This window comes from Lelliottia wanjuensis, from assembly GCF_030238365.1.
Taxonomy (GTDB): domain Bacteria; phylum Pseudomonadota; class Gammaproteobacteria; order Enterobacterales; family Enterobacteriaceae; genus Enterobacter; species Enterobacter wanjuensis.
The window spans coordinates 104,397-124,603 of the sequence record NZ_JASSOT010000061.1 but is presented as its reverse complement, the minus strand read 5'-3'; the positions used below and the strand labels follow the sequence as shown (position 1 = coordinate 124,603).

Here is a 20,207-nt window from a genome sequence, read left to right as displayed (position 1 = left end):
TTACGTTTAACAGAATGTGATGCCGTGACTGCTTACACATTACGTGTTTGTCATCGCTTACTTTTTGGCGTTATATGATGGATAATGCCGGGATACAAGAGACCCGACTCTTTTAATCTTTCAAGGAGCAAAGAATGCTGATTCTGACTCGTCGAGTTGGTGAGACCCTCATGATTGGGGATGAGGTCACCGTGACAGTTTTAGGGGTGAAGGGTAACCAGGTACGTATTGGTGTGAACGCCCCTAAAGAAGTCTCTGTCCATCGTGAAGAGATCTACCAGCGTATCCAGGCTGAAAAATCCCAGCAGTCCAGTTACTGATATTATCGCGTCTCGCCGCCCGGCGAGACGCAACCCTCTCGATATTCTTCCTGCATAAAGTTACCGTTCGATTTCATTCCTTCTGTTTTTTGTCACTCTCCAGACCTTATCTCGCCCAAAGTCCGCAATTTAGCCTGAGGATTTCTGTGCTGATGCCCGCAAAATCCGTTTATAAAACACCCTCTTTGCAGCTTTTACATGCGAATTGAGTGTGATTTGTGCAAACGATAAAAGCTTGTGGAAAATTGTTTGACTTATAAGTCCCAGAAAGTAATATATGCGCCACGCAGCGACGAGAAGCTCTTAACGAGTTACTCGAAGCACTCGAAAGAGGCGTTGTGTGGTGAGGTGGCCGAGAGGCTGAAGGCGCTCCCCTGCTAAGGGAGTATGCGGTCAAAAGCTGCATCCGGGGTTCGAATCCCCGCCTCACCGCCATTTTGCATCCGTAGCTCAGCTGGATAGAGTACTCGGCTACGAACCGAGCGGTCGGAGGTTCGAATCCTCCCGGATGCACCATCATTCTCAGTGTTGCGGCTTGTTGAGTGACATTGAATCAGCAGTAAAAGCAGTACCCCCTGATGCATCCGTAGCTCAGCTGGATAGAGTACTCGGCTACGAACCGAGCGGTCGGAGGTTCGAATCCTCCCGGATGCACCATCTATTACCTTGTATTGCTTTCGAAGTGATATGACGTATCAAGCAGTAAAATAGTAAATCCCGATGCATCCGTAGCTCAGCTGGATAGAGTACTCGGCTACGAACCGAGCGGTCGGAGGTTCGAATCCTCCCGGATGCACCATTTACTATGTCAATAGCAGTACCCTGATGCATCCGTAGCTCAGCTGGATAGAGTACTCGGCTACGAACCGAGCGGTCGGAGGTTCGAATCCTCCCGGATGCACCATATTCTCCGAGATAACAGCAACACTGTTGTTTCAAGGTCTGCGAGATAATCGCGAGCACCAGGGAGGATAACGTTGCTTCAGCAACGGCCCGTAGGGCGAGGCGCAGCCGAGTAATCCTCCCGGATGCACCATCTCTTCTCCTTGTTTCCCTTAAAGTTTATTTCTTCGTCACATCCAATCTAATCCCAACCAGAATCAGCGACAAAAATCCTCGTTTACGATAAAGTAATATTTTGTTAATCGTTTGGCGAGAGCACGATGTACGCACAGTATGACGGTCTGATCTTCGACATGGATGGCACCATCCTGGACACCGAACCCACACATCGTAAAGCCTGGAATGACGTTCTTGGTCGTTATGGCATGACGTTCGATTTACAGGCGATGGTCGCGCTCAATGGCTCACCCACCTGGCAAATCGCTCAGGCGGTGATTGAACTGAACCACGCCGATCTCGATCCCCATCTGCTTGCCCGTGAAAAAACTGACGCTGTCAAAGCCATGCTGTTAGACACCGTAACCCCTTTACCGCTGATTGAGGTGGTCAAAGCGTGGCACGGTCGTCGCCCGATGTCCGTCGGTACGGGCAGTGAAAGCGCGGTGGCCGAAGCGTTGCTCAATCATCTGGGCCTGCGCCACTATTTCTCTGCGGTTGTCGCCGCCGATCATGTTCAAAACCATAAACCCGCTCCGGACACCTTCCTGCTTTGCGCACAGCTGATGGGCGTCCCGGCGAATAAGTGCGTGGTGTTTGAAGATGCCGACTTTGGCATTCAGGCCGCACAGGCTGCCGGAATGGATGCTGTGGATGTTCGCCTGCTGTGAGTGACCTGCTGTCACTTGCTTCTTTATTTGCCAGCAGTTTTTTAAGTGCCACACTTTTACCGGGTAATTCGGAAGTGGTGCTGGTCGCGATGCTGTTATCTGGCGTCAGTCAGCCCTGGTTGCTGGTAGTAATAGCAACAATGGGTAATAGCCTTGGAGGGCTGACTAACGTTATTCTTGGGCGTTTCTTTCCGCTGCGTGAAAAATCACGCTGGCAGGAAAAGGCAGCAGGCTGGCTTAAACGCTATGGTGCTGTCACGCTGTTACTAAGCTGGATGCCTGTTATAGGCGATTTGCTGTGTCTGCTGGCGGGATGGATGCGCATCTCCTGGGGACCGGTGCTCTTTTTTTTATGCCTTGGCAAGGCGTTGCGCTATGTCCTCGTGGCACTCGTAACACTGCAGGGCATGACGTGGTGGCACTAATTGGTGGAATGAAAAAGCGACCTTCAATCGTCAACCATTACAATTTATGCTGGATAACTCTTATTTTGACAGGCGGGAGGTCAATTTGATCCCGGACGTATCACAGGCGCTGGCCTGGCTGGAAAAACACCCTCAGGCTCTGAAGGGCATTCAGCGTGGGCTTGAGCGCGAAACACTGCGCGTAAACGAAGATGGCAGCCTGGCAACAACAGGCCATCCTGAAGCGTTAGGCTCTGCGCTGACACATAAATGGATCACAACCGATTTTGCCGAAGCGCTGCTGGAGTTCATTACGCCCGTCGACGGCGATATTGACCACATGCTGACGCTGATGCGCGATGTTCACCGCTTTACCGCCCGTCAACTGGGCGATGAGCGCATGTGGCCGCTGAGCATGCCTTGCTACATCGAGCAGGGGCAGGACATTGAGCTGGCGCAATACGGCACCTCGAACATTGGTCGCCTGAAAACGCTCTATCGCGAAGGGCTGAAAAACCGCTACGGCGCGCTGATGCAGACCATCTCCGGCGTGCACTACAACTTCTCGCTGCCGATGGCGTTCTGGCAGGCGAAGTGCGGCGAAACGGATAAAGAGTCGATCTCGGCGGGCTATTTTCGTCTGATCCGCAACTACTACCGTTTTGGCTGGGTGATCCCGTACCTGTTTGGTGCTTCGCCTGCGATTTGCTCTTCGTTCCTGCAGGGCAAACCGACCACGCTGCCGTTTGAGAAGACCGATTGCGGCATGTATTACCTGCCGTACGCCACCTCTCTGCGCCTGAGCGATCTCGGTTATACCAATAAGTCGCAAAGCAATCTCGGAATTACGTTTAACGAATTGCACGAATATGTGGCAGGCTTGAAGCGAGCGATCAAAACGCCGTCGGAAGAGTACGAGAAAATCGGCCTCGAAAAAGACGGCAAGCGCCTGCAGATCAACAGCAACGTGCTGCAGATTGAAAACGAGCTGTATGCGCCGATCCGCCCGAAACGCGTGACGCGCAGCGGCGAAGCGCCGTCGGATGCGCTGGAGCGCGGCGGCATTGAGTACATTGAAGTGCGCTCGCTGGATATCAACCCGTTCTCGCCGATTGGCGTCGACGAGCAGCAGGTGCGTTTCCTCGACCTGTTTATGGTCTGGTGCGTGCTGGCGGATGCGCCAGAGATGAGTTCTGACGAACTGCTCTGTACGCGCACCAACTGGAATCGTGTGATTCTGGAAGGGCGCAAGCCTGGCCTGACGCTCGGCATCGGTTGTGAAACGGCGCAGTTCCCGCTGGCGAAAGTCGGCAAAGACCTGTTCCGCGATCTCAAACGTGTGGCGCAGACGATGGACAGCGTGTACGGCGGTGAGGAGTATCAGAAGGTGTGCGATCAGCTGGTCGAATCTTTTGATAACCCGGAACTGACGTTCTCAGCGCGCATTCTGCGTTCTATGATTGATCAAGGTATCGGTGGAACCGGCCGTTCGCTTGCCGCGCAGTATCGCGACATGCTGCAGCAGGAGCCGCTGGAAGTCTTAAGCGAAGAGGATTTCGTGGCAGAGCGCGAGGCATCAGTGGTGCGTCAGCGTGAAGTGGAAGCTGCGGATGCCGAATCGTTTGATGAGTTTCTGGCGAAGAACGCCTGACAGAAAAGAAAAAGGCCACATCGCTGTGGCCAAAATATACATCTCTGAAATCAGGGATGATGATAACAAATGCGCGTCTTTCATGTACTCAGACGCGCAGGGAAACAAAGAGTTCATTTTATTTTAAAAATAATCACTATCGGAGGTGACGTATGCCGTTATTAGATAGCTTCACAGTCGACCACACCCGTATGGAAGCACCTGCTGTCCGTGTTGCGAAGACCATGCATACCCCGCACGGCGACACAATCACCGTATTCGACCTGCGTTTCTGCGTGCCGAACAAAGAAGTGATGCCAGAAAAAGGTATTCACACCCTGGAGCACCTGTTCGCCGGTTTCATGCGCGATCACCTGAACGGTAACGGCGTGGAAATCATCGACATCTCCCCGATGGGCTGCCGTACCGGTTTCTACATGAGCCTGATTGGTCAGCCAGATGAAACGCGCGTGGCGGATGCCTGGAAAGCGGCGATGGCCGACGTGCTGAAAGTGAAAGAGCAGAACCAGATCCCTGAGCTGAACATCTACCAGTGCGGCACTTATCAGATGCACTCTCTGGAAGAGGCACAGGAGATCGCGCGTCACATCATCGATCGTGACGTTCGCGTGAACAGCAACGAAGAGCTGGCGCTGCCGAAAGAAACGCTGCAGGAATTGCACATCTAGCAGGGTGCCAGCCGATGCCCGGTGGCGCTGCGCTTACCGGGCCTACAAAGACACGCTGGTCCCGTAGGCCGGGTAAGGCGCAGCCGCCACCCGGCACCCACGCCGCCCTCCTGCGAAACCCTATGACCACAACCTCAACGTTCTCCTTTGCCAATCGCCCGCTGGTTCCTTTCGCCCATGATTATCAAAATGGCGACAGCGAGCCCTGGCACCAGCACGACTGCGCCCAGCTGCTGCACAGCCTGAGCGGCGTGGTGCGCGTTGATACGGCGGCCGGATGTTGGGTCGTGCCACCCGGGCGCGGCGTCTGGCTGCCCGCCGGGACGCCGCACGCGATACGCATCACCGGCAACGTTGCGGCACGAACGCTGTTTATCGATCCCCTGGCGCGCGCCGATCTGCCCGCGTCATGCCAGATCGTCCAGATCTCCCCTTTACTGAGGGAACTGATCGTCAGTGCTTTCGATCTCCCCGAATCGTATTCCCCCGGCAGTCGCCATGAGCGCATCTATGAGCTGATCCTTGATGAAATCCGCCTGATGCCGGTACTGCCATTCTGCTTGCCTGAACCGGAAACGGACGTGCTGCGCCAACTGTGTCAGCAGATCCGCAATGCGCCGGAACTTCTCTGGAGCAGCGCGCAGGCCGCGAGCCTCACCAGCATGAGCGAGCGCACCCTGAACCGCCATTTTCAGCAGCAAACCGGATTAAGTTTCGGGGAATGGACGCGGCGGGCGCGCCTGCTGGAGGCGCTGGTTCGGCTGGCGCAAGGCCAGCCGGTCCTGCGTGTGGCGCTCGATCTAGGCTACGGCAGCCACAGCGCGTTCACGGCGATGTTTCGCCGGGTGATGGGGATCTCACCCAGCGACTATTTCAGGAACGCTTAGCCGACGGCGTTGAGCAACGCCTGAAGCGAGGCGCGCGCTACGTCGTTATCAATCCCGACACCCCAGCGGCTGCTGCCGTCCTGGAACAGGCAGCGAATGTACGCCACCGAGCGGCTGTCGCTGCGCCCCCCCAGCGAGTGCTCGTGATAATCCTTAATCACAAACGGCGTGTTCAGCCAGCGGCTGATTCCGCTGGCCGCCGCCGATAACAGACCATTCCCCTGACCCTCAAGCTGACGCGTACCGCCCTCGACGGCGATAGTCGCGGTCAGGCGCTGCTGGCCGTCCTGCTGGCTCTCACTGCGGTAACTTTGCAGAGCAAAATGCGGCGTCGCCACCAGGCCGTAACGCGCGCGGAACAGCTGCCACAGGGCGTTTTGCGTCATCTCTTTGCCGTGGCTGTCGGTCTCCTGCTGCACGTGCTGGCTGAAATCCTGCTGCAGGGCGCGGGGCAGTTTGAGCCCGTGGTTTTGCTCGATAAGCCACGCGCTGCCGCTTTTCCCCGACTGGCTGTTCACCCGGATCACCGCCTCGTAGGAGCAGCCGATATCCTGCGGATCGACGGGCAGATAGGGCATCTCCCAGCGCTCGTCCGGTTGACGGGCATCAAAGCCTTTTTTAATCGCATCCTGATGGGAGCCGGAAAAGGCGGTATACGCCAGGCGTCCCGCCCACGGATGGCGCGGGTGAACGGGCAACTGATTGCAGCTCTCCACCACCTCGACCACCTGCGTCATGTTGCTGAAATCCAGACCGGGGCTCACGCCCTGGCTGTACAAATTCATCGCCAGCGTCACCAGGCAGACATTCCCCGTGCGCTCGCCGTTACCGAACAGGCAACCTTCCACGCGGTCGGCTCCCGCCATCACCGCCAGCTCCGCGCTGGCCACGCCCGTGCCGCGATCGTTATGCGGGTGAACGCTAATACACACCTCGTTCCGGCGGCTAAAGTGACGACAAAAATACTCAATCTGATCCGCGTAGACGTTCGGCGTGCTGACTTCCACGGTGGCAGGCAGGTTGAGGATCATCGGCCGCTCGGCGCACGGCTGCCAGATCTCCGCGACGGCTTCGCAAATCTCCAGCGCAAATTCCGGTTCGGTAAAACAGAAGGTTTCCGGGGAGTATTCGTACTGCCAGAGCGTGTCCGGGTTCTCCTCGCACAAGGTGCGGATCTGGCGCGTCGAGCGTACGGCGAGCTCAACAATCTGCGCTTTATCCATGCCAAACACCAGGCGGCGGAACAGCGGGGCGGTGGCGTTGTACAGATGGATGGTCGCCCGTTTCGCGCCGCGCAATGATTCGAAGGTGCGGACAATCAAATCTTCCCGCGCCTGGGTAAGCACCTGAATGGTGACATCATCGGGAATACGATGTTCTTCAATGAGCTGGCGAACAAAGTTGAAATCGGTCTGCGAGGCGGACGGGAAGGCGACTTCGATCTCTTTAAAACCGCAGCCGAGGAGTAACTCCCAGAACTGCAGCTTGCGCGCGCTGTCCATCGGCTCGGCCAGCGCCTGATTCCCGTCGCGCAAATCGGTGGAGAGCCAGCGTGGTGCCTGGGTGATACGCTGCTCCGGCCAGCGGCGGTCGGGCAGGGAGATCGGGGGATAAGGCTGATATTTTTGTGCGGGGTGTTTCAGCATGATGCGCTCCTGTTGTCTTTTCACTATCGTGAAGCGATTTCAGGAGCGCTGCTTTATCAGAACTGACAGAAGCTGTCGCGAAACGGACAACTTTCCCGGCGAGGCGCCAGATTAGTGCGCGCCACCGCCGCCACCGCCCGCGCCGAACGGCGGTTTGGCAAACCAGATCAGCCCCAGCAGCAGGATAAATATCCCTGCGGAGAACCAGAAAATCTCATTGGCAGAGATAATCAGCCCCTGGTTGGTGATCTGCTGGGCAATCCAGCCCGACGCCTGCTGCTCCGTCATCCCCATACCTTCCAGCTGGGAATACATCTGCTGGGCATTCGGGTTGAAGGCGTTTACCGACTCGGTCAATTGCGCATGGTGCAACGACTCGCGATTAGTCCACAGCGTCGTGGTAATCGACGTCCCGATGGAGCCCGCCAGCGTACGCGTGAAGTTCGACAGGCTCGATGCCGCCGCCATTCGCTCTGGCGGAAGTCCCGACAGGGTGATGGTGGTGAGTGGCATAAAGAAGCACGCCACGGCAAAGCCCTGAATAAACTGCGGCCACGCGGACGCGCCAAAGTCCATTCCCGGTTCGAACGTATACGCACGCCAGTAGAAGCACACCGCATACATAATAAAGCTGAATGTCACCAGTCGACGCATGTCGAGTTTATGGGCAAAGCGACCAATAATCGGCGACAGCAGGACCGGAATCAGACCGACTGGCGCAGAGGCCAGACCCGCCCAGGTCGCGGTGTAGCCGTATACCTCCTGCAACAGCTGCGGCAGCAGAACGATCGCGCCGAAGTAGAGCATATAGGCGAGACTGATACACAGGCAGCCGATGGTGAAGTTTCGCGACTTGAAGAGCGAGAGATCGACGATCGGGTTATCGTCCGTCAGCTCCCAGACAATCAGGAAGCTGATCGCCACCACCGCGACGACGGTGAGCACGATGATCTCCTGCGAGGCGAACCAGTCCAGCTCTTTACCCCGGTCGAGCATAATCTGCAGGCTACCAATTCCCAGCACCAGCAGCGCCAGGCCGACGCCGTCGATACGCCGCTGTTCGGTTTTGGTTTCCCGACCGCGCAACGACTGCAGCGTCATCAACACCACCGCCGCACCGATTGGTACGTTGATGAAGAAGATCCAGCCCCAGTGGTAGTTATCGCTGATATACCCGCCGAGAATCGGCCCGCAAATCGGGGCGACAATCACCGTCATCGACCACAGCGCCAGCGCGATGGAGCGCTTGGCGGGCGGGTAGTTATTCAGCAGCAGACTTTGCGACAGCGGGATTAACGGCCCGGCCACAATCCCCTGGATCACGCGGAAGAAGATCAGCATCGTCAGGCTGTTGGACATGCCACACGCCCAGGAGGCGATGACGAACAACACCGTTGACCACAGGAACAGCCGAACTTCCCCGACGCGCTTCGCCAGCCAGCCGGTAATCGGAATGGAGATCGCATTCGCGACCCCAAACGAGGTGATCACCCAGGTCCCCTGGCTCAGGGACGAGCCGAGGTTCCCGGCGATGGTCGGGATCGCCACGTTTGCGATGGTGGAGTCCAGCACCTGCATGAATGTCGCCAGCGACAGCGCAATGGTCATTATGACCAGCTGCGCCCCCTCCAGCGGTTTTTGCTGTTGCATACCGCTCACCTTCGGATTAACCGGCGTTCGCTTTCACGATGTCGTCAATCAGCTTGTTGACCGGATCAAGGCTGATTTCACGGGCGTTGCTTTCATAGGCCGGATGAGTGCGAACCTGGTTCGCCAGCATCTGACCGTCACGATTGGCGGTATCCACGGTGACGAGGGTCGACAGACCGATGCGCAGCGGGTGATCGGTAAGCTGTTTGCCATCCAGTTCGATACGCACAGGCAGACGCTGAACCACTTTGATCCAGTTACCGGTGGCGTTCTGCGCAGGCAGCAGGGAGAAGGCACTGCCGGTCCCCATATCCAGACCGACCACTTTACCGGTGTACTTCACGTCGTCGCCGTAGATATCACTGACGATAGTCGCGGTCTGGCCAATACGCATGTGGGCCAGCTGCGTCTCTTTGAAGTTCGCATCCACCCACAGATTGGAGGCCGGAACCACCGCCATCAGCGGCGTTGTTGGGCTTATCTGGGCGCCAGGCTGAACGGAGCGGCGCGATACATAGCCGGTCATCGGGCTGACAATCTTGGTACGCTGCAGGGCGAGCCATGCGTTACGCACTTCGGTTGCCGACTGTTTGACGGCAGGCTGTTCTTCCAGATTGGTGCCCAGAATCATCGCCTGGTTGGCGTTGTACTGCTGGATCGCCACGTCGAGCTGCGCCTGCGCGCTGGCCACAGCGTCACGGGCGTGTTGCAGCTCTTCACGGCCAATCAGGTTGGCGGTGCCGAGCGGCACGCGACGGTTGAGGTCGCTCTGCGCCTGAGCCAGTGCAGTTTTCTGCACGTCGATGCTCGCCTGCAGCTGTTTGCTGTTGATCATCGACTGGCGGGTTTGACGCACGCTGGCGGCCAACTGAGTCTGCGCTTTTTCAAACGCCTGCTGGGCATCGGTCGGATCGAGCGTGACCAGCACATCCCCTTTTTGCACAAAGTCGGTATTGTCAGCCCAGACTTTCGTCACGCTGCCCGACACCTGCGCCATAATCTGAACCTGGTTCCCTGCCACGTATGCGTCATCGGTTTCTTCAATATGACGCAGTACTAAAAACCAATAGATCCCATATGCCACGGCAATAATAATAAAGAGCAAAGTCAGCAGCAGAAGGGCGCTCTTGCGTTTGCCTTTCTTAGTGTTGACCGGTTGCTGCGGGGGAGTGTTCTCCGCATTTGCGCTCATTGTAGTTCTCCACGATCTTCTTATTTTCACATCGGCTGAGCCGACCTGTTGTCAGAAAGGCCAGCAGTGTGACGTGCTGGCCTATCAATTTTTTTATTAAATCTGGATGGTTGAGCGTGTCGTCGCGTTAGCTCAGCGCCTCAAGAATGGCGCCTTCTTCATCCATCTGATCCAGACGGGTGAGAAGCTTGCGAGTGATGTGCTCGAGCTGATCGCGTTCGGTGGTGCTCAGGGCAGACCAAAGTTGATGCAGACAGTTGTGCTGAGGTGGAAGCACCCCGCGCAGGAATTCGTGACCTTTGTCGGTCAATTGCAGATGCAGACAACGGCGGTCGTTGTCGCTTTCACGGCGCTCAATCCAGCCGCGTTTTTCCAGCTCATCGGCGATGCGGGTCGCGTTGGTACGGGACGAACCCAGTGCGCAGCTCAGCTCCGAAGGCTGAATGCTGTGATCTTCCTGAGACTCCAGGGTAATCAACGCCATAAACAACGTCTCGTTAATCCCTTGAGCTTTCAGCATCTTATTGCGGTTATCCAGCAGCTTACCCTGCATGTGCATGCACAGGCGGGTTAACAGGATTTCCTGATAAGGGAAGTCCTCATAACGACTGGCGCGAAATTTAAGCATTTGTTCAATGGGCGTAAACGAACTATCCATTTGGGTATGACCTCATTAATTACAGTCGATATAGTAACGACAGTGACAAATAATGTAAATGAATTATTTGTGCGGTTATATCCGCCAAACTGATATCACTGTCAGAAAGTGCCGGGTGAGTCCGTGACCCGGTAAGCACAGAAAAGGAAGGGCAAACGCCCATGAAAGACGGGGTCGGGTGATGCGAAACAGCATGAAGTTTCAAACGGGATGGAGATGTCAGCGATCTGCAGGGGAGTGGTGAAGCCACCAGGTCTAAACTTTTCATGCGGTAATCTAATATGTCACCCACAGTAAAATTTCTGGGATAAATAATTACGCTCACCTTAACAGAGTGTGGGGCTGCTTAACACCCTAAGTCGCCCCAAACCGATGTAAAGCTTAGATAATGGCTTCCTGCTGGTGATATCCGCGCCACCAGATGAGCAGGTTGATGGCGGCGACAACCGTACCCACCACGCACACCCCCGTCCAGCCCGCGTGCTGCCACGCGGAAGCTGAAATCAGCGAGCCCGCCGCACCGCCAATAAAGTAGCTGGTCATGTAACCGGCGGTCAGGCGGTTACGCGCCTCAGGTTTCACCCGGTAGATCACCGTCTGGTTAGTGATATGCACGCCCTGGACCGTCAGGTCGAGGACCAGAATCCCGACAATCAGCGACAGCACCGAGATATGCCCGTACCAGATTGCCGCCCACGAGAGCAGCAGCAGGACCAGCCCGGCAGACGTCGTCAGATGGGATTTGCCTTTATCCGCCAGCCCCCCGGCAGGACGTGCCCCCAGCGCACCGGCCGCTCCCGCCAGACCGAACAGGCCAATCACCCCTTCGGAATAGTTGAACGGCGGTGAGGCCAGCAGGAAGGCCATCGAGGTCCATAAAATGCTGAAGTTCGCAAAGGTGAAACAGCCCAGCAGGGCGCGCGTTCTCAGGAGTTTATCCTGGGTGAACAGGCTGAAAACCGAACCGAGAAGCTGCGGGTAGTTGAGATGGTTCTCCTGCTTCACTTTTGGCAGACCGCGCCACAGGGCAAAGGCCATCACCACCATTAACACGCTGGCGACCCAGTAGACCGTCCGCCAGCCGCCAAGACTCGCCAGCAGCCCGGCCACGGTACGCGCCAGCAAAATCCCCAGCAGCAGGCCGCTCATGATCGTGCCGACGACTTTTCCGCGTTTTTCAGGAGCCGCGAGGGTGGCGGCCAGCGGGACGAGGATTTGCGCCACCACCGAGAACAGCCCGGTCAGCGCCGTACCGAGGATCATCATCCCCAGCGACTGGCTGGAGGCGGTGATCAACATCCCGCCTGCGGCCAGCAGCGTCATCGAGACGATTAGTCTGCGGCGTTCAAACATATCGCCCAGCGGCACGAGGAACAGCAGCCCCGCGGCATAGCCAAGCTGGGCGGCGGTGACAATAAATCCGGCTGAACTGGCCGAGAGAGAAAAGGCGCGGGCGATAGTGTCGAGCAGGGGCTGCGCATAGTAGTTACTGGCCACCGCCAGGCCGGTTGCCACGGACATGAGCAGAATAAGTGCCGGGCTAAGCCCTTGAGATGTTTTTGTCATGGGGTTCAACAATCGTAAGTTAAGTGATTATTTTTTCAGAAACCATCATAACGGATGAATGTGAATGTTGGGGATTTGTTGCGTGGTGGTTTGTGCGGTTTAGGGTTGGGAGGGTGAGATTGTGCGGCCTGATGCCCTCACCCTAACCCTCTCCCTGTGGGAGAGGGAACCAAATCCCCCTCTCCCTTTGGAAGAGGGGAAAACCTTACTTCTGCGCGCTCAGCGCCTCATTCACCCAGCCGTCGAACTGCTGCTGGTGGGCTTTGATCCAGCCGTCAACGTGACCCTGAACATCCGCTTCAGACGATTTGCCTTCGTGCATCATCGCGTTCTGCGCGTTGATATCCGCCAGTGGCAGTTTCATCACCGAGAACAGCTTCGCCGCCGCCGGGTTTTTCTCAGCCCAGGCTTTGTTGGCAACGATGTGCATGGTGTTCACCGGGAACCCGTAGTTCATGCCGTTCGGCAGTTTGGTATCGATGTCTTTCTGTTCGCCTGGCAGGGACGAGAACGGCACCTGCAGCCACACCACGTCTTTACCCGGTTTCAGCACATCGCTCACCCAGTACGGCGTCCAGGTGTAGTAGATCACCGGTTTGCCTTCTTTAAAGCGGGCGATGGTATCGGCCATCATTGCGGAGTAGTTCCCGTGGCTCACGTCGACGGTCTTCTCCAGATCGAAGGCTTTGTTCTGGTGATTAATCACCGCTTCACAGCCCCAGCCCGGCGAACAGCCCATCATGTCGGCTTTGCCGTCACCGTTGGTGTCGAACAGTTTGGCGATCTTCGGATCTTTCAGCTGCTCAACGTTGGTGATGTGATATTTGTCGGCGGTTTTCTTATCGACTAAATAGCCCTGCGCCGCACCGGTCACGAAGGTGCCTTCGCGGTAAAACTTCTTACTCCCGCCCGCTGCGGCATACATATCATCATGCAGCGGCTGCCAGTTCACGGCGGTAAAGGTCGCATCGCCAGAGGCAATCGAGGTGTAACCCACGTTGTAATCCACTTCGCTCGGCTTATTCACCGTGTAGCCCAGCTTCTCCAGCGCGCGGCTGACGAGAAGGGTCTGGAAGGACTCTTCCGAAATGGTGCTCTGAACCGGTTGAACGGTCATGCCTTTGCCCGGCAGATCAGCGGCGAATGCGCTGGTGGAGACAAGGGTGGCAAACGCTGTGGCAAAAAGGATGTTATGTCGCATCGTTGTTCCTTATTTAATGAATGGACGGGTAATCAACCCGACCGGGCCGGTGCTGTACCAGCGGCGGTTGCCGCGACTGCGTGAGTCACGACCGACAGCCTGAGTCAGGCGGTCAAGAATGATGGCGAGGATCACGATCCCGACGCCGCCCACGGTGGCCAGCCCCATATCGAGACGACCGATCCCGCGCAGAACCATCTGGCCGAGTCCACCCACGGCGATCATCGAGGCGATCACCACCATCGACAGGGCGAGCATCAGCGTCTGGTTCACGCCCGCCATAATGGTCGGCATCGCGAGCGGGAGCTGTACTTTGAACAGCATCTGGCGCGGGCTGGCACCGAACGAGCGCGAGGCTTCGATCAGATCGGCCGGCACCTGGTTAATCCCCAGAATGGTCAGACGGATGATCGGCGGCAGGGCGAAGATAATGGTCACCACCACACCCGGCACGTTCCCGATCCCGAACAGCATGACAATCGGCACCAGGTAGACAAACGCCGGTGTGGTCTGCATCGCATCCAGCAACGGCCGAATAATTTTCGCCGCCCTCGGACTGCGCGCCAGCCAGATCCCCATCGGCAGGCCGATCACCACGCAGAACAGCAGGGCGGTGAGGACCAGCGCCAGAGTGATCATGGCCTGAGACCAGGCACCGATCGCGCCAATCACAATCAGTGAAATCAGCGTGGCGATCCCCATGCCTGCGCTGCCGAACTGCCACGCAATCAGGGCGAACAGGGCGATAGCGACGGGCGCGGGCATGCCGAGCATCATCTGCTGGAAGCCGTTCAGGATGTAATCCACCGGGACGCGAATGCCCTGGAACACCGGACGGAAGTGGGTCACCACCCAGTCGATGCCCTCGGTCACCCAACTGTCGAGCGGGATCAGCGTCTTATGGAACGGGTCCATAATATTGAAATGTTCCGGTGCCGGAGCGGGCGCGCTGGTGAGCCAGTCTGCCGTACCGCCGCCGTCAGCGGGTGCAGGCGCGGAAGTGCCCCACGCGTCTGCCGATTGTGCGGCGCTATCCGCCGCTTCTGTGGTTCCCCACGGGTTTGATTGATCAGCCATTGTTTGCCCCCTCGCGATCTAAAGCCTGCAGCAACATGCGTTTTGAAATGATGCCGACGTATTGTTGTTCTTCCCCGACAACCGGAACCGCACAGGGCGCCTGGCCGACGTGAGAGAGCAACTCGCTGAGCGGCGTTTCGGCGTCCACGGCAAGCGGAGCGTCGAGTAACGCCGCATCGATTCCCTGGTTTTCGCTAAGCGCTTTTTTCAGAGAGTCGATGGAGACAATGCCCACAAATTTATTCCCGCGTTCAATGACATAGCCATATTCGCGGTCTTCATCCTGCAACAGTTTGAGCGCCGAACGCGGGCCAAAACCTGGCGTGCGACGAATAATGCCGTCCAGCGCACGACGGGAAATATCCTTGGCGCTAAACACCTGGCTAATATCCACGCCGCGGAAGAAGGTGCGAACATAATCATTGGCCGGATTATTCAGAATTTCATCCGGTGTACCGACCTGCACCACTTCGCCGTTTTGCATAATGGCAATACGATCGCCAATACGCATCGCTTCATCGAGATCGTGGGAAATAAAGACCACGGTTCGCTGATGTTTTGCCTGCAGTTTTACCAGCTCATCCTGCATCTCGGTACGAATTAATGGATCGAGCGCCGAGAAGGCTTCATCCATTAATAAAATATCGGGATTGATGGCTAATGCGCGGGCTAAACCGACGCGCTGGCGCATCCCGCCAGAAAGTTCATCCGGATAGCCGTGGGCATAATTTTCCAGCCCCACCTGACGTAATGCATCCAGCGCTTTTTCCTGACGAATCGCCGCAGGGATTCCCGCTAATTCCATACCGAAGGCGGTATTATCCAGTACCGTCATATGTGGCATTAGCGCGAATGACTGAAAGACCATCGCTATCTTTTTCCTGCGCACCTCACGAAGCTCGGCGTCAGATATTTTGGCGATGTCTTCGCCATCAATCAGCACCTGTCCGCGGGTGGGTTCAATCAGGCGATTGAGAAGGCGAACCATGGTCGATTTACCCGAACCGGATAATCCCATGATGACGAAAATCTCGCCTTCTTCAATTGCCAGACTGGCGTCTTTAACGCCAAGGGATAATCCTGTTTTCTCCAGGATTTGTTCTTTTGAAAGTCCTTTTTCAATATATTTGAACGCGCGCTGCGGATGCTCGCCAAATACTTTATATAGATTTTTAACTTCTAATTTAATTGCCATGCAATAGAAATATTCCCGTTATTTGATTGCGTCGATATGAATACCATTAAAAATAATGAACTGGCCATACCCTAACATACTGAGAATCTGAGACAACCCTTGTGCCGCTTGTGGCACGAATTTTGCCGTTAGCGAAACGGCTGAATTTCCCATGAGGAAAGGGCTGAGCGGGTGTTGAATTTTTCTGAGATTTTTGCCGCGCGGTCGGGGAATTTCTTCTGAATCGGAATAATTCAGGAGAATATGACGCTGGAATTACAGTATAGATGATGGGGGATATTTGTGGGGGAGGAAGTGGAATTTATATTAAATTCAGATTCGTTATTTTCCCCTCACCCCGGCCCTCTCCCCAAAGGGGCGAGGGAGAAAAGACCGCACCGAGCGATCCCCTCTCCCCTTTGGGGAGAGGGTTAGGGTGAGGGGATAACGCCGCGCTAGAAATCCCAGTCCTCATCCTCCGTCTCCACCGCCTTACCCATCACGTAAGACGACCCGGAGCCCGAGAAGAAGTCGTGGTTTTCGTCGGCATTCGGCGAGAGCGCCGCCAGAATCGCCGGGTTCACCTCCGCCATTTCTGGCGGGAACAGCGCCTCGTAGCCGAGATTCATCAGCGCTTTGTTGGCGTTGTAGCAGAGGAAGGCTTTCACATCCTCCTCCCAGCCGGTGCCCGCATATAGCTCTTCGGTGTAGCTCAGCTCGTTATCGTAGAGATCCATCAGCAAATCAAGGGCAAAACCTTTCAGCTCTTCGCGCTTCTCTTCGCTAATTTTCTCCAGCCCTTTCTGATACTTATACCCGATGTAATACCCGTGTACCGCTTCATCGCGAATGATCAGGCGAATCAAATCGGCGGTATTGGTGAGCTTGCCGCGGCTCGACCAGTACATCGGCAGCCAGAAGCCAGAATAGAAGAGGAAGGATTCCAGAAACACGCTGGCGATTTTCTTCTTCAGGGGCTCATCGGCCTGATAATACTCCAGCACCAGCTGGGCTTTGCGCTGCAGCGAGGCGCTCTCTTCGCTCCAGGTATAGGCCGCATCGACATCTTTGGTCTGGCACAGCGTCGAGAAAATCGAGCTGTATGAGCGGGCGTGGACCGCCTCCATAAAGCTGATATTCGACATCACCGCCTCTTCGTGCGGGGTCAGCGAGTCGGCCATCAGCGCCGGGGCGCCGACGGTATTCTGAATAGTGTCGAGCAGCGTGAGCCCGGTGAACACGCGGATGGTCAGCTGCTGCTCGGCGTGGCTGAGCGTCGCCCACGCCGGAATATCGTTGGAGAGTGGCACCTTTTCCGGTAGCCAGAAGTTGCTGGTCAGGCGGTTCCACACCTCCAGATCTTTGTCGTCCTGGATCTTGTTCCAGTTAACGGCACTGACGCGTGACAGTTTCATCCTTTCTCCTTACAGCGCGCAGGACACGCAGCCTTCAATTTCGGTGCCTTCCAGCGCAAGCTGACGCAGGCGAATGTAGTACAGGGTTTTGATCCCTCGCTTCCAGGCGTAGATCTGCGCCCGGTTGATATCCCGCGTGGTGGCGGTATCGGGGAAGAACAGCGTCAGGGATAGCCCCTGATCCACATGGCGCGTGGCCTCGGCGTAGGTATCAATAATCTTCTCCGGGCCGATCTCATAGGCATCCTGATACAGCGCCAGATTCTCGTTGGTCATAAACGGCGCGGGGTAGTACACGCGCCCGGTTTTGCCTTCCTTGCGAATTTCAATTTTCGAGACGATCGGATGAATGCTCGACGTCGCGTGGTTGATATAGGAGATCGATCCGGTCGGCGGGACCGCCTGTAGATTCTGGTTGTAGATGCCGTACTGCATCACGTCGGCGCGCAGCTGCTGCCACATCTCACGCGTCGGGAGATGGACTCCGGCACGGGCAAAGAGCGCGCGCACTTTGTCGGTTTTCGGCTGCCAGTCGCTTTCCAGATACTGATTAAAATACTCCCCGCTGGCATAACGCGACTGCTCGAATCCGGCGAAACGCTGGTTGCGCTCGCGGGCCAGCATCATCGAGGTATGCAGGGCGTGCCAGGTGATGGTGTAGAAATAGAGGTTGGTGAAATCCAGCCCCTCCGGGCTACCATAGGCGATACCTTCCCGCGCCAGATAGCCGTGCAGGTTCATCTGCCCAAGCCCGATGGCGTGGGACGCGGCATTCCCGGCTTCAATCGACGGCACGCTGCGGATGTGGCTCATGTCCGATACCGCCGTCAGGCCGCGAATGGCGATCTCCACGGTGCGGCCAAAATTCGGCGAATCCATGGTGTGGGCAATATTCAGCGAGCCGAGATTGCAGGAGATATCCTTGCCAGTCTCCGCGTAGTCCAGGTTCTCATCGTAAGTGGACGCGCTGTTAACCTGCAAAATCTCCGAGCACAGGTTGCTCATGTTGATGCGCCCGGCAATCGGGTTGGCGCGGTTCACCGTATCTTCATACATGATGTACGGATAGCCGGACTCAAACTGGATCTCGGCCAGGGTCTGGAAGAAGTCGCGGGTGTTGATGTATTTTTTACGAATGCGGTCGTCGGCGACCAGCTCGTCGTACAGCTCGCTAATCGCCACATCGCCGAAGGGCTTGCCGTAGATGCGCTCGATATCGTACGGCGAGAAGAGGGCCATCCCGGCATTCTCTTTCGCCAGCTGGAAGGTGATATCCGGGATCACCACGCCAAGCGACAGAGTTTTGATACGGATTTTTTCGTCGGCATTTTCGCGCTTGGTATCCAGAAAACGCAGGATGTCCGGGTGATGGGCGTGGAGATAGACCGCCCCCGCGCCCTGACGCGCCCCCAGCTGATTGGCGTAGGAAAACGCATCTTCCAGCATCTTCATCACCGGGATCACGCCCGACGACTGGTTCTCAATGCGCTTGATCGGCGCGCCGGATTCCCGCAGGTTCGACAGCAAAAACGCCACGCCGCCGCCGCGTTTGGAGAGCTGCAGCGCCGAGTTCACCGCGCGGCCAATCGACTCCATATTATCTTCGATGCGCAGCAGGAAGCAGGAGACCAATTCGCCGCGCTGGGCCTTGCCACAGTTGAGGAACGTTGGCGTCGCAGGCTGGAAACGCCCGGAGAGGATCTCATCCGTCAGTTGCTGCGCCAGCGCTTCGTCGCCCTGCGCGAGCGTTAACGCCACCATGCAGACGCGGTCTTCAAAACTTTCCAGATAGCGTTTGCCGTCGAAGGTTTTGAGCGTGTAGCTGGTGTAATACTTCCAGGCCCCGAGGAAAGTCTGAAAACGAAAACCGCTGGTGTGGGCGCGTTCAAACAGGCTCACCACGAAAGCGCGGTCGTAGCGCGTCAGCACGCGTTCTTCGTAATAACCCTCGTTGACCAGGTAGTCGAGCCGCGCCTGCTGGCTGGCAAACGGCACTGTGTTTGGCCGAACGTGGGCGGCGAAAAAGGCGTCGACCGCCTCGTGGTCTTTGCCAAACTGAATATGCCCCTCACGATCGTAGAGGTTCAGCATGGCGTTCAGGGCATGGTAATCCGTCGATCCCTGCATTACGCGTTCTGCGGTTGTCGTTGCCAAAATTCATTCACTCCTTTACGCACGTTCTCTACGTCCTGCTGTGTCCCCATCAGTTCAAAACGATAGAGATACGGCACGCCGCACTTTTGCGAGATAACATCCCCGGCGCGACAGAAAGCATCGCCAAAGTTGCGATTGCCTGCCGCGATCACACCGCGAATCAGTGCCCGGTTATGGGGATCATTCAGAAAGCGGATCGCCTGGCGGGGCACCGCGCCCGCCGTTCCACCGCCGCCGTAGCTGGGGACCACCAGAATGTAAGGTTCGTCTACCTGAATCCGCTCGCGCTCGTTAAGCGGAATACGCACCGCGGGCAGCCCGACGCGCTCAATAAAGCGCAGCGTGTTTTCCGAGCTGCTGGAGAAGTAGACGATCAGACTCATGCGCTGGCGGCCTGAGTTTGCAGGCGGTTAATCATGTCCGGGCGAAAGCCTGACCAGCTGGTTTCCCCGGCGATCACCACCGGAAGCTGACGAAATCCTTGTGCGCGCAGGGTATCTGCCGCATCAGGCTGTAAGTCCACATTCACCATCTCAAACTCGACGCCGCGGCTTTCCATTGCACGTTTGGTGGCGTGGCACTGAACACAGTCGTTACGAGTGTAAATAGTAATGCTCATGATTCGTATTTCCATTTAGAATAAGGGAGCGGCGCGAATGAACGCGTCAGGTTGTGTGTGTCTTGTCAAAAGGAATACTAGATGTAGTTGATGTAAGTTTCAACCATACAAGATATGGGATTTAACGATTGATTTAGCCTCGATGATGAACGCAGCGAGGAGGGGCAGGCTGTACGCGGTTTGCGCTGTTTTTTT

18 protein-coding genes and 5 tRNA genes are annotated in these 20,207 nt (G+C 56.5%); 11 read left to right on the top strand and 12 right to left on the bottom strand.

From position 1 onward, the window contains the following. Window positions 1-134 precede the first annotated feature (134 nt). From csrA to QQF33_RS12230, 11 genes are all read left to right on the top strand, one after another. Window positions 135-320, top strand: coding sequence for a carbon storage regulator CsrA (gene csrA / locus QQF33_RS12280; protein WP_000906486.1), 186 nt, complete (start codon window positions 135-137; stop codon window positions 318-320). Between the two features lie 342 nt (window positions 321-662). Further along, a tRNA-Ser gene (locus QQF33_RS12275) sits at window positions 663-755 on the top strand. A gap of 4 nt (window positions 756-759) precedes the next feature. Next, window positions 760-836: transfer RNA gene (locus QQF33_RS12270), tRNA-Arg, on the top strand. A 64-nt stretch (window positions 837-900) separates the two neighbouring features. Continuing rightward, window positions 901-977, top strand: a tRNA-Arg gene (locus QQF33_RS12265). A 65-nt stretch (window positions 978-1,042) separates the two neighbouring features. After that, window positions 1,043-1,119: transfer RNA gene (locus QQF33_RS12260), tRNA-Arg, on the top strand. Window positions 1,120-1,147: 28 nt separating this feature from the next. Next, a tRNA-Arg gene (locus QQF33_RS12255) sits at window positions 1,148-1,224 on the top strand. Window positions 1,225-1,483: 259 nt separating this feature from the next. Next, window positions 1,484-2,050: a fructose-1-phosphate/6-phosphogluconate phosphatase gene (gene yqaB, locus QQF33_RS12250; protein WP_285150826.1), complete on the top strand. Its 567-nt coding sequence runs from the start codon at window positions 1,484-1,486 to the stop codon at window positions 2,048-2,050. Then, window positions 2,047-2,475 (top strand): YqaA family protein, encoded by a 429-nt coding sequence (locus tag QQF33_RS12245; protein WP_285144875.1) that lies wholly within the window; start codon window positions 2,047-2,049, stop codon window positions 2,473-2,475. The genes yqaB and QQF33_RS12245 overlap by 4 nt, the downstream gene beginning before the upstream one ends. A gap of 85 nt (window positions 2,476-2,560) precedes the next feature. Next, window positions 2,561-4,105 (top strand): glutamate--cysteine ligase, encoded by a 1,545-nt coding sequence (gene gshA, locus QQF33_RS12240; RefSeq protein ID WP_285150825.1) that lies wholly within the window; start codon window positions 2,561-2,563, stop codon window positions 4,103-4,105. Between the two features lie 152 nt (window positions 4,106-4,257). Further along, a complete protein-coding gene (gene luxS / locus QQF33_RS12235; protein WP_100779183.1) occupies window positions 4,258-4,773 on the top strand; it encodes an S-ribosylhomocysteine lyase in 516 nt (171 codons plus the stop codon). A 122-nt stretch (window positions 4,774-4,895) separates the two neighbouring features. After that, window positions 4,896-5,660, top strand: a complete 765-nt coding sequence (locus tag QQF33_RS12230; protein WP_285150824.1) for an AraC family transcriptional regulator — start codon at window positions 4,896-4,898, stop codon at window positions 5,658-5,660. On the opposite strand, the gene leuA is transcribed toward QQF33_RS12230, so the two are convergent. The 12 genes from leuA to nrdH all read right to left on the bottom strand — a co-directional run bounded on the left by leuA (window position 5,657) and on the right by nrdH (window position 20,027). Further along, the gene (leuA, locus tag QQF33_RS12225) at window positions 5,657-7,306 is read right to left on the bottom strand and encodes a 2-isopropylmalate synthase (protein WP_285150823.1); all 1,650 of its coding nucleotides are present in this window, start codon (window positions 7,304-7,306) and stop codon (window positions 5,657-5,659) included. The genes QQF33_RS12230 and leuA overlap by 4 nt on opposite strands. A 111-nt stretch (window positions 7,307-7,417) precedes the next feature. Next, window positions 7,418-8,956: a multidrug efflux MFS transporter permease subunit EmrB gene (gene emrB, locus QQF33_RS12220; RefSeq protein ID WP_282492878.1), complete on the bottom strand. Its 1,539-nt coding sequence runs from the start codon at window positions 8,954-8,956 to the stop codon at window positions 7,418-7,420. A gap of 16 nt (window positions 8,957-8,972) precedes the next feature. Then, a complete protein-coding gene (gene emrA / locus QQF33_RS12215) occupies window positions 8,973-10,148 on the bottom strand; it encodes a multidrug efflux MFS transporter periplasmic adaptor subunit EmrA (RefSeq protein WP_282492879.1) in 1,176 nt (391 codons plus the stop codon). 127 nt (window positions 10,149-10,275) lie between these two features. Further along, window positions 10,276-10,806: a transcriptional repressor MprA gene (mprA, locus tag QQF33_RS12210; protein ID WP_100779188.1), complete on the bottom strand. Its 531-nt coding sequence runs from the start codon at window positions 10,804-10,806 to the stop codon at window positions 10,276-10,278. A 381-nt stretch (window positions 10,807-11,187) separates the two neighbouring features. After that, a complete protein-coding gene (locus tag QQF33_RS12205; protein ID WP_282492880.1) occupies window positions 11,188-12,372 on the bottom strand; it encodes an MFS transporter in 1,185 nt (394 codons plus the stop codon). 205 nt (window positions 12,373-12,577) lie between these two features. Further along, entirely contained in the window at window positions 12,578-13,573 is a 996-nt protein-coding gene (gene proX / locus QQF33_RS12200; protein WP_285144879.1) for a glycine betaine/L-proline ABC transporter substrate-binding protein ProX, read from the bottom strand. 9 nt (window positions 13,574-13,582) lie between these two features. After that, window positions 13,583-14,650 carry a glycine betaine/L-proline ABC transporter permease ProW gene (gene proW, locus QQF33_RS12195; RefSeq protein ID WP_282492882.1) on the bottom strand — a complete coding sequence of 356 codons (1,068 nt, stop codon included), beginning with the start codon at window positions 14,648-14,650 and terminating at the stop codon, window positions 13,583-13,585. Continuing rightward, window positions 14,643-15,845, bottom strand: a complete 1,203-nt coding sequence (gene proV / locus QQF33_RS12190) for a glycine betaine/L-proline ABC transporter ATP-binding protein ProV (RefSeq protein ID WP_282492883.1) — start codon at window positions 15,843-15,845, stop codon at window positions 14,643-14,645. The genes proW and proV overlap by 8 nt, the downstream gene beginning before the upstream one ends. A 434-nt stretch (window positions 15,846-16,279) precedes the next feature. Then, window positions 16,280-17,239, bottom strand: a complete 960-nt coding sequence (gene nrdF, locus QQF33_RS12185) for a class 1b ribonucleoside-diphosphate reductase subunit beta (RefSeq protein ID WP_282492884.1) — start codon at window positions 17,237-17,239, stop codon at window positions 16,280-16,282. A gap of 9 nt (window positions 17,240-17,248) precedes the next feature. Then, on the bottom strand, window positions 17,249-19,393 hold the full coding sequence (gene nrdE / locus QQF33_RS12180) for a class 1b ribonucleoside-diphosphate reductase subunit alpha (RefSeq protein WP_285157882.1): 2,145 nt from the start codon (window positions 19,391-19,393) through the stop codon (window positions 17,249-17,251). Then, window positions 19,366-19,776 (bottom strand): class Ib ribonucleoside-diphosphate reductase assembly flavoprotein NrdI, encoded by a 411-nt coding sequence (nrdI, locus tag QQF33_RS12175; protein WP_285150821.1) that lies wholly within the window; start codon window positions 19,774-19,776, stop codon window positions 19,366-19,368. Before nrdI ends, nrdE begins: the two co-directional genes overlap by 28 nt. After that, the gene (gene nrdH, locus QQF33_RS12170) at window positions 19,773-20,027 is read right to left on the bottom strand and encodes a glutaredoxin-like protein NrdH (RefSeq protein WP_095283017.1); all 255 of its coding nucleotides are present in this window, start codon (window positions 20,025-20,027) and stop codon (window positions 19,773-19,775) included. Before nrdH ends, nrdI begins: the two co-directional genes overlap by 4 nt. Between the last annotated feature and the right edge of the window lie 180 nt (window positions 20,028-20,207).

Coding starts and splice junctions, on each gene's coding strand:
- csrA (WP_000906486.1), top strand. CDS start 135: ATGCTGATTCTGACTCGTCGAGTTGGTGAGACCCTCATGATTGGGGAT.
- yqaB (WP_285150826.1), top strand. CDS start 1,484: ATGTACGCACAGTATGACGGTCTGATCTTCGACATGGATGGCACCATC.
- luxS (WP_100779183.1), top strand. CDS start 4,258: ATGCCGTTATTAGATAGCTTCACAGTCGACCACACCCGTATGGAAGCA.
- QQF33_RS12230 (WP_285150824.1), top strand. CDS start 4,896: ATGACCACAACCTCAACGTTCTCCTTTGCCAATCGCCCGCTGGTTCCT.
- leuA (WP_285150823.1), bottom strand. CDS start 7,306: ATGCTGAAACACCCCGCACAAAAATATCAGCCTTATCCCCCGATCTCC.
- emrB (WP_282492878.1), bottom strand. CDS start 8,956: ATGCAACAGCAAAAACCGCTGGAGGGGGCGCAGCTGGTCATAATGACC.
- emrA (WP_282492879.1), bottom strand. CDS start 10,148: ATGAGCGCAAATGCGGAGAACACTCCCCCGCAGCAACCGGTCAACACT.
- mprA (WP_100779188.1), bottom strand. CDS start 10,806: ATGGATAGTTCGTTTACGCCCATTGAACAAATGCTTAAATTTCGCGCC.
- QQF33_RS12205 (WP_282492880.1), bottom strand. CDS start 12,372: ATGACAAAAACATCTCAAGGGCTTAGCCCGGCACTTATTCTGCTCATG.
- proX (WP_285144879.1), bottom strand. CDS start 13,573: ATGCGACATAACATCCTTTTTGCCACAGCGTTTGCCACCCTTGTCTCC.
- proW (WP_282492882.1), bottom strand. CDS start 14,650: ATGGCTGATCAATCAAACCCGTGGGGAACCACAGAAGCGGCGGATAGC.
- proV (WP_282492883.1), bottom strand. CDS start 15,845: ATGGCAATTAAATTAGAAGTTAAAAATCTATATAAAGTATTTGGCGAG.
- nrdF (WP_282492884.1), bottom strand. CDS start 17,239: ATGAAACTGTCACGCGTCAGTGCCGTTAACTGGAACAAGATCCAGGAC.
- nrdI (WP_285150821.1), bottom strand. CDS start 19,776: ATGAGTCTGATCGTCTACTTCTCCAGCAGCTCGGAAAACACGCTGCGC.
- nrdH (WP_095283017.1), bottom strand. CDS start 20,027: ATGGAAATACGAATCATGAGCATTACTATTTACACTCGTAACGACTGT.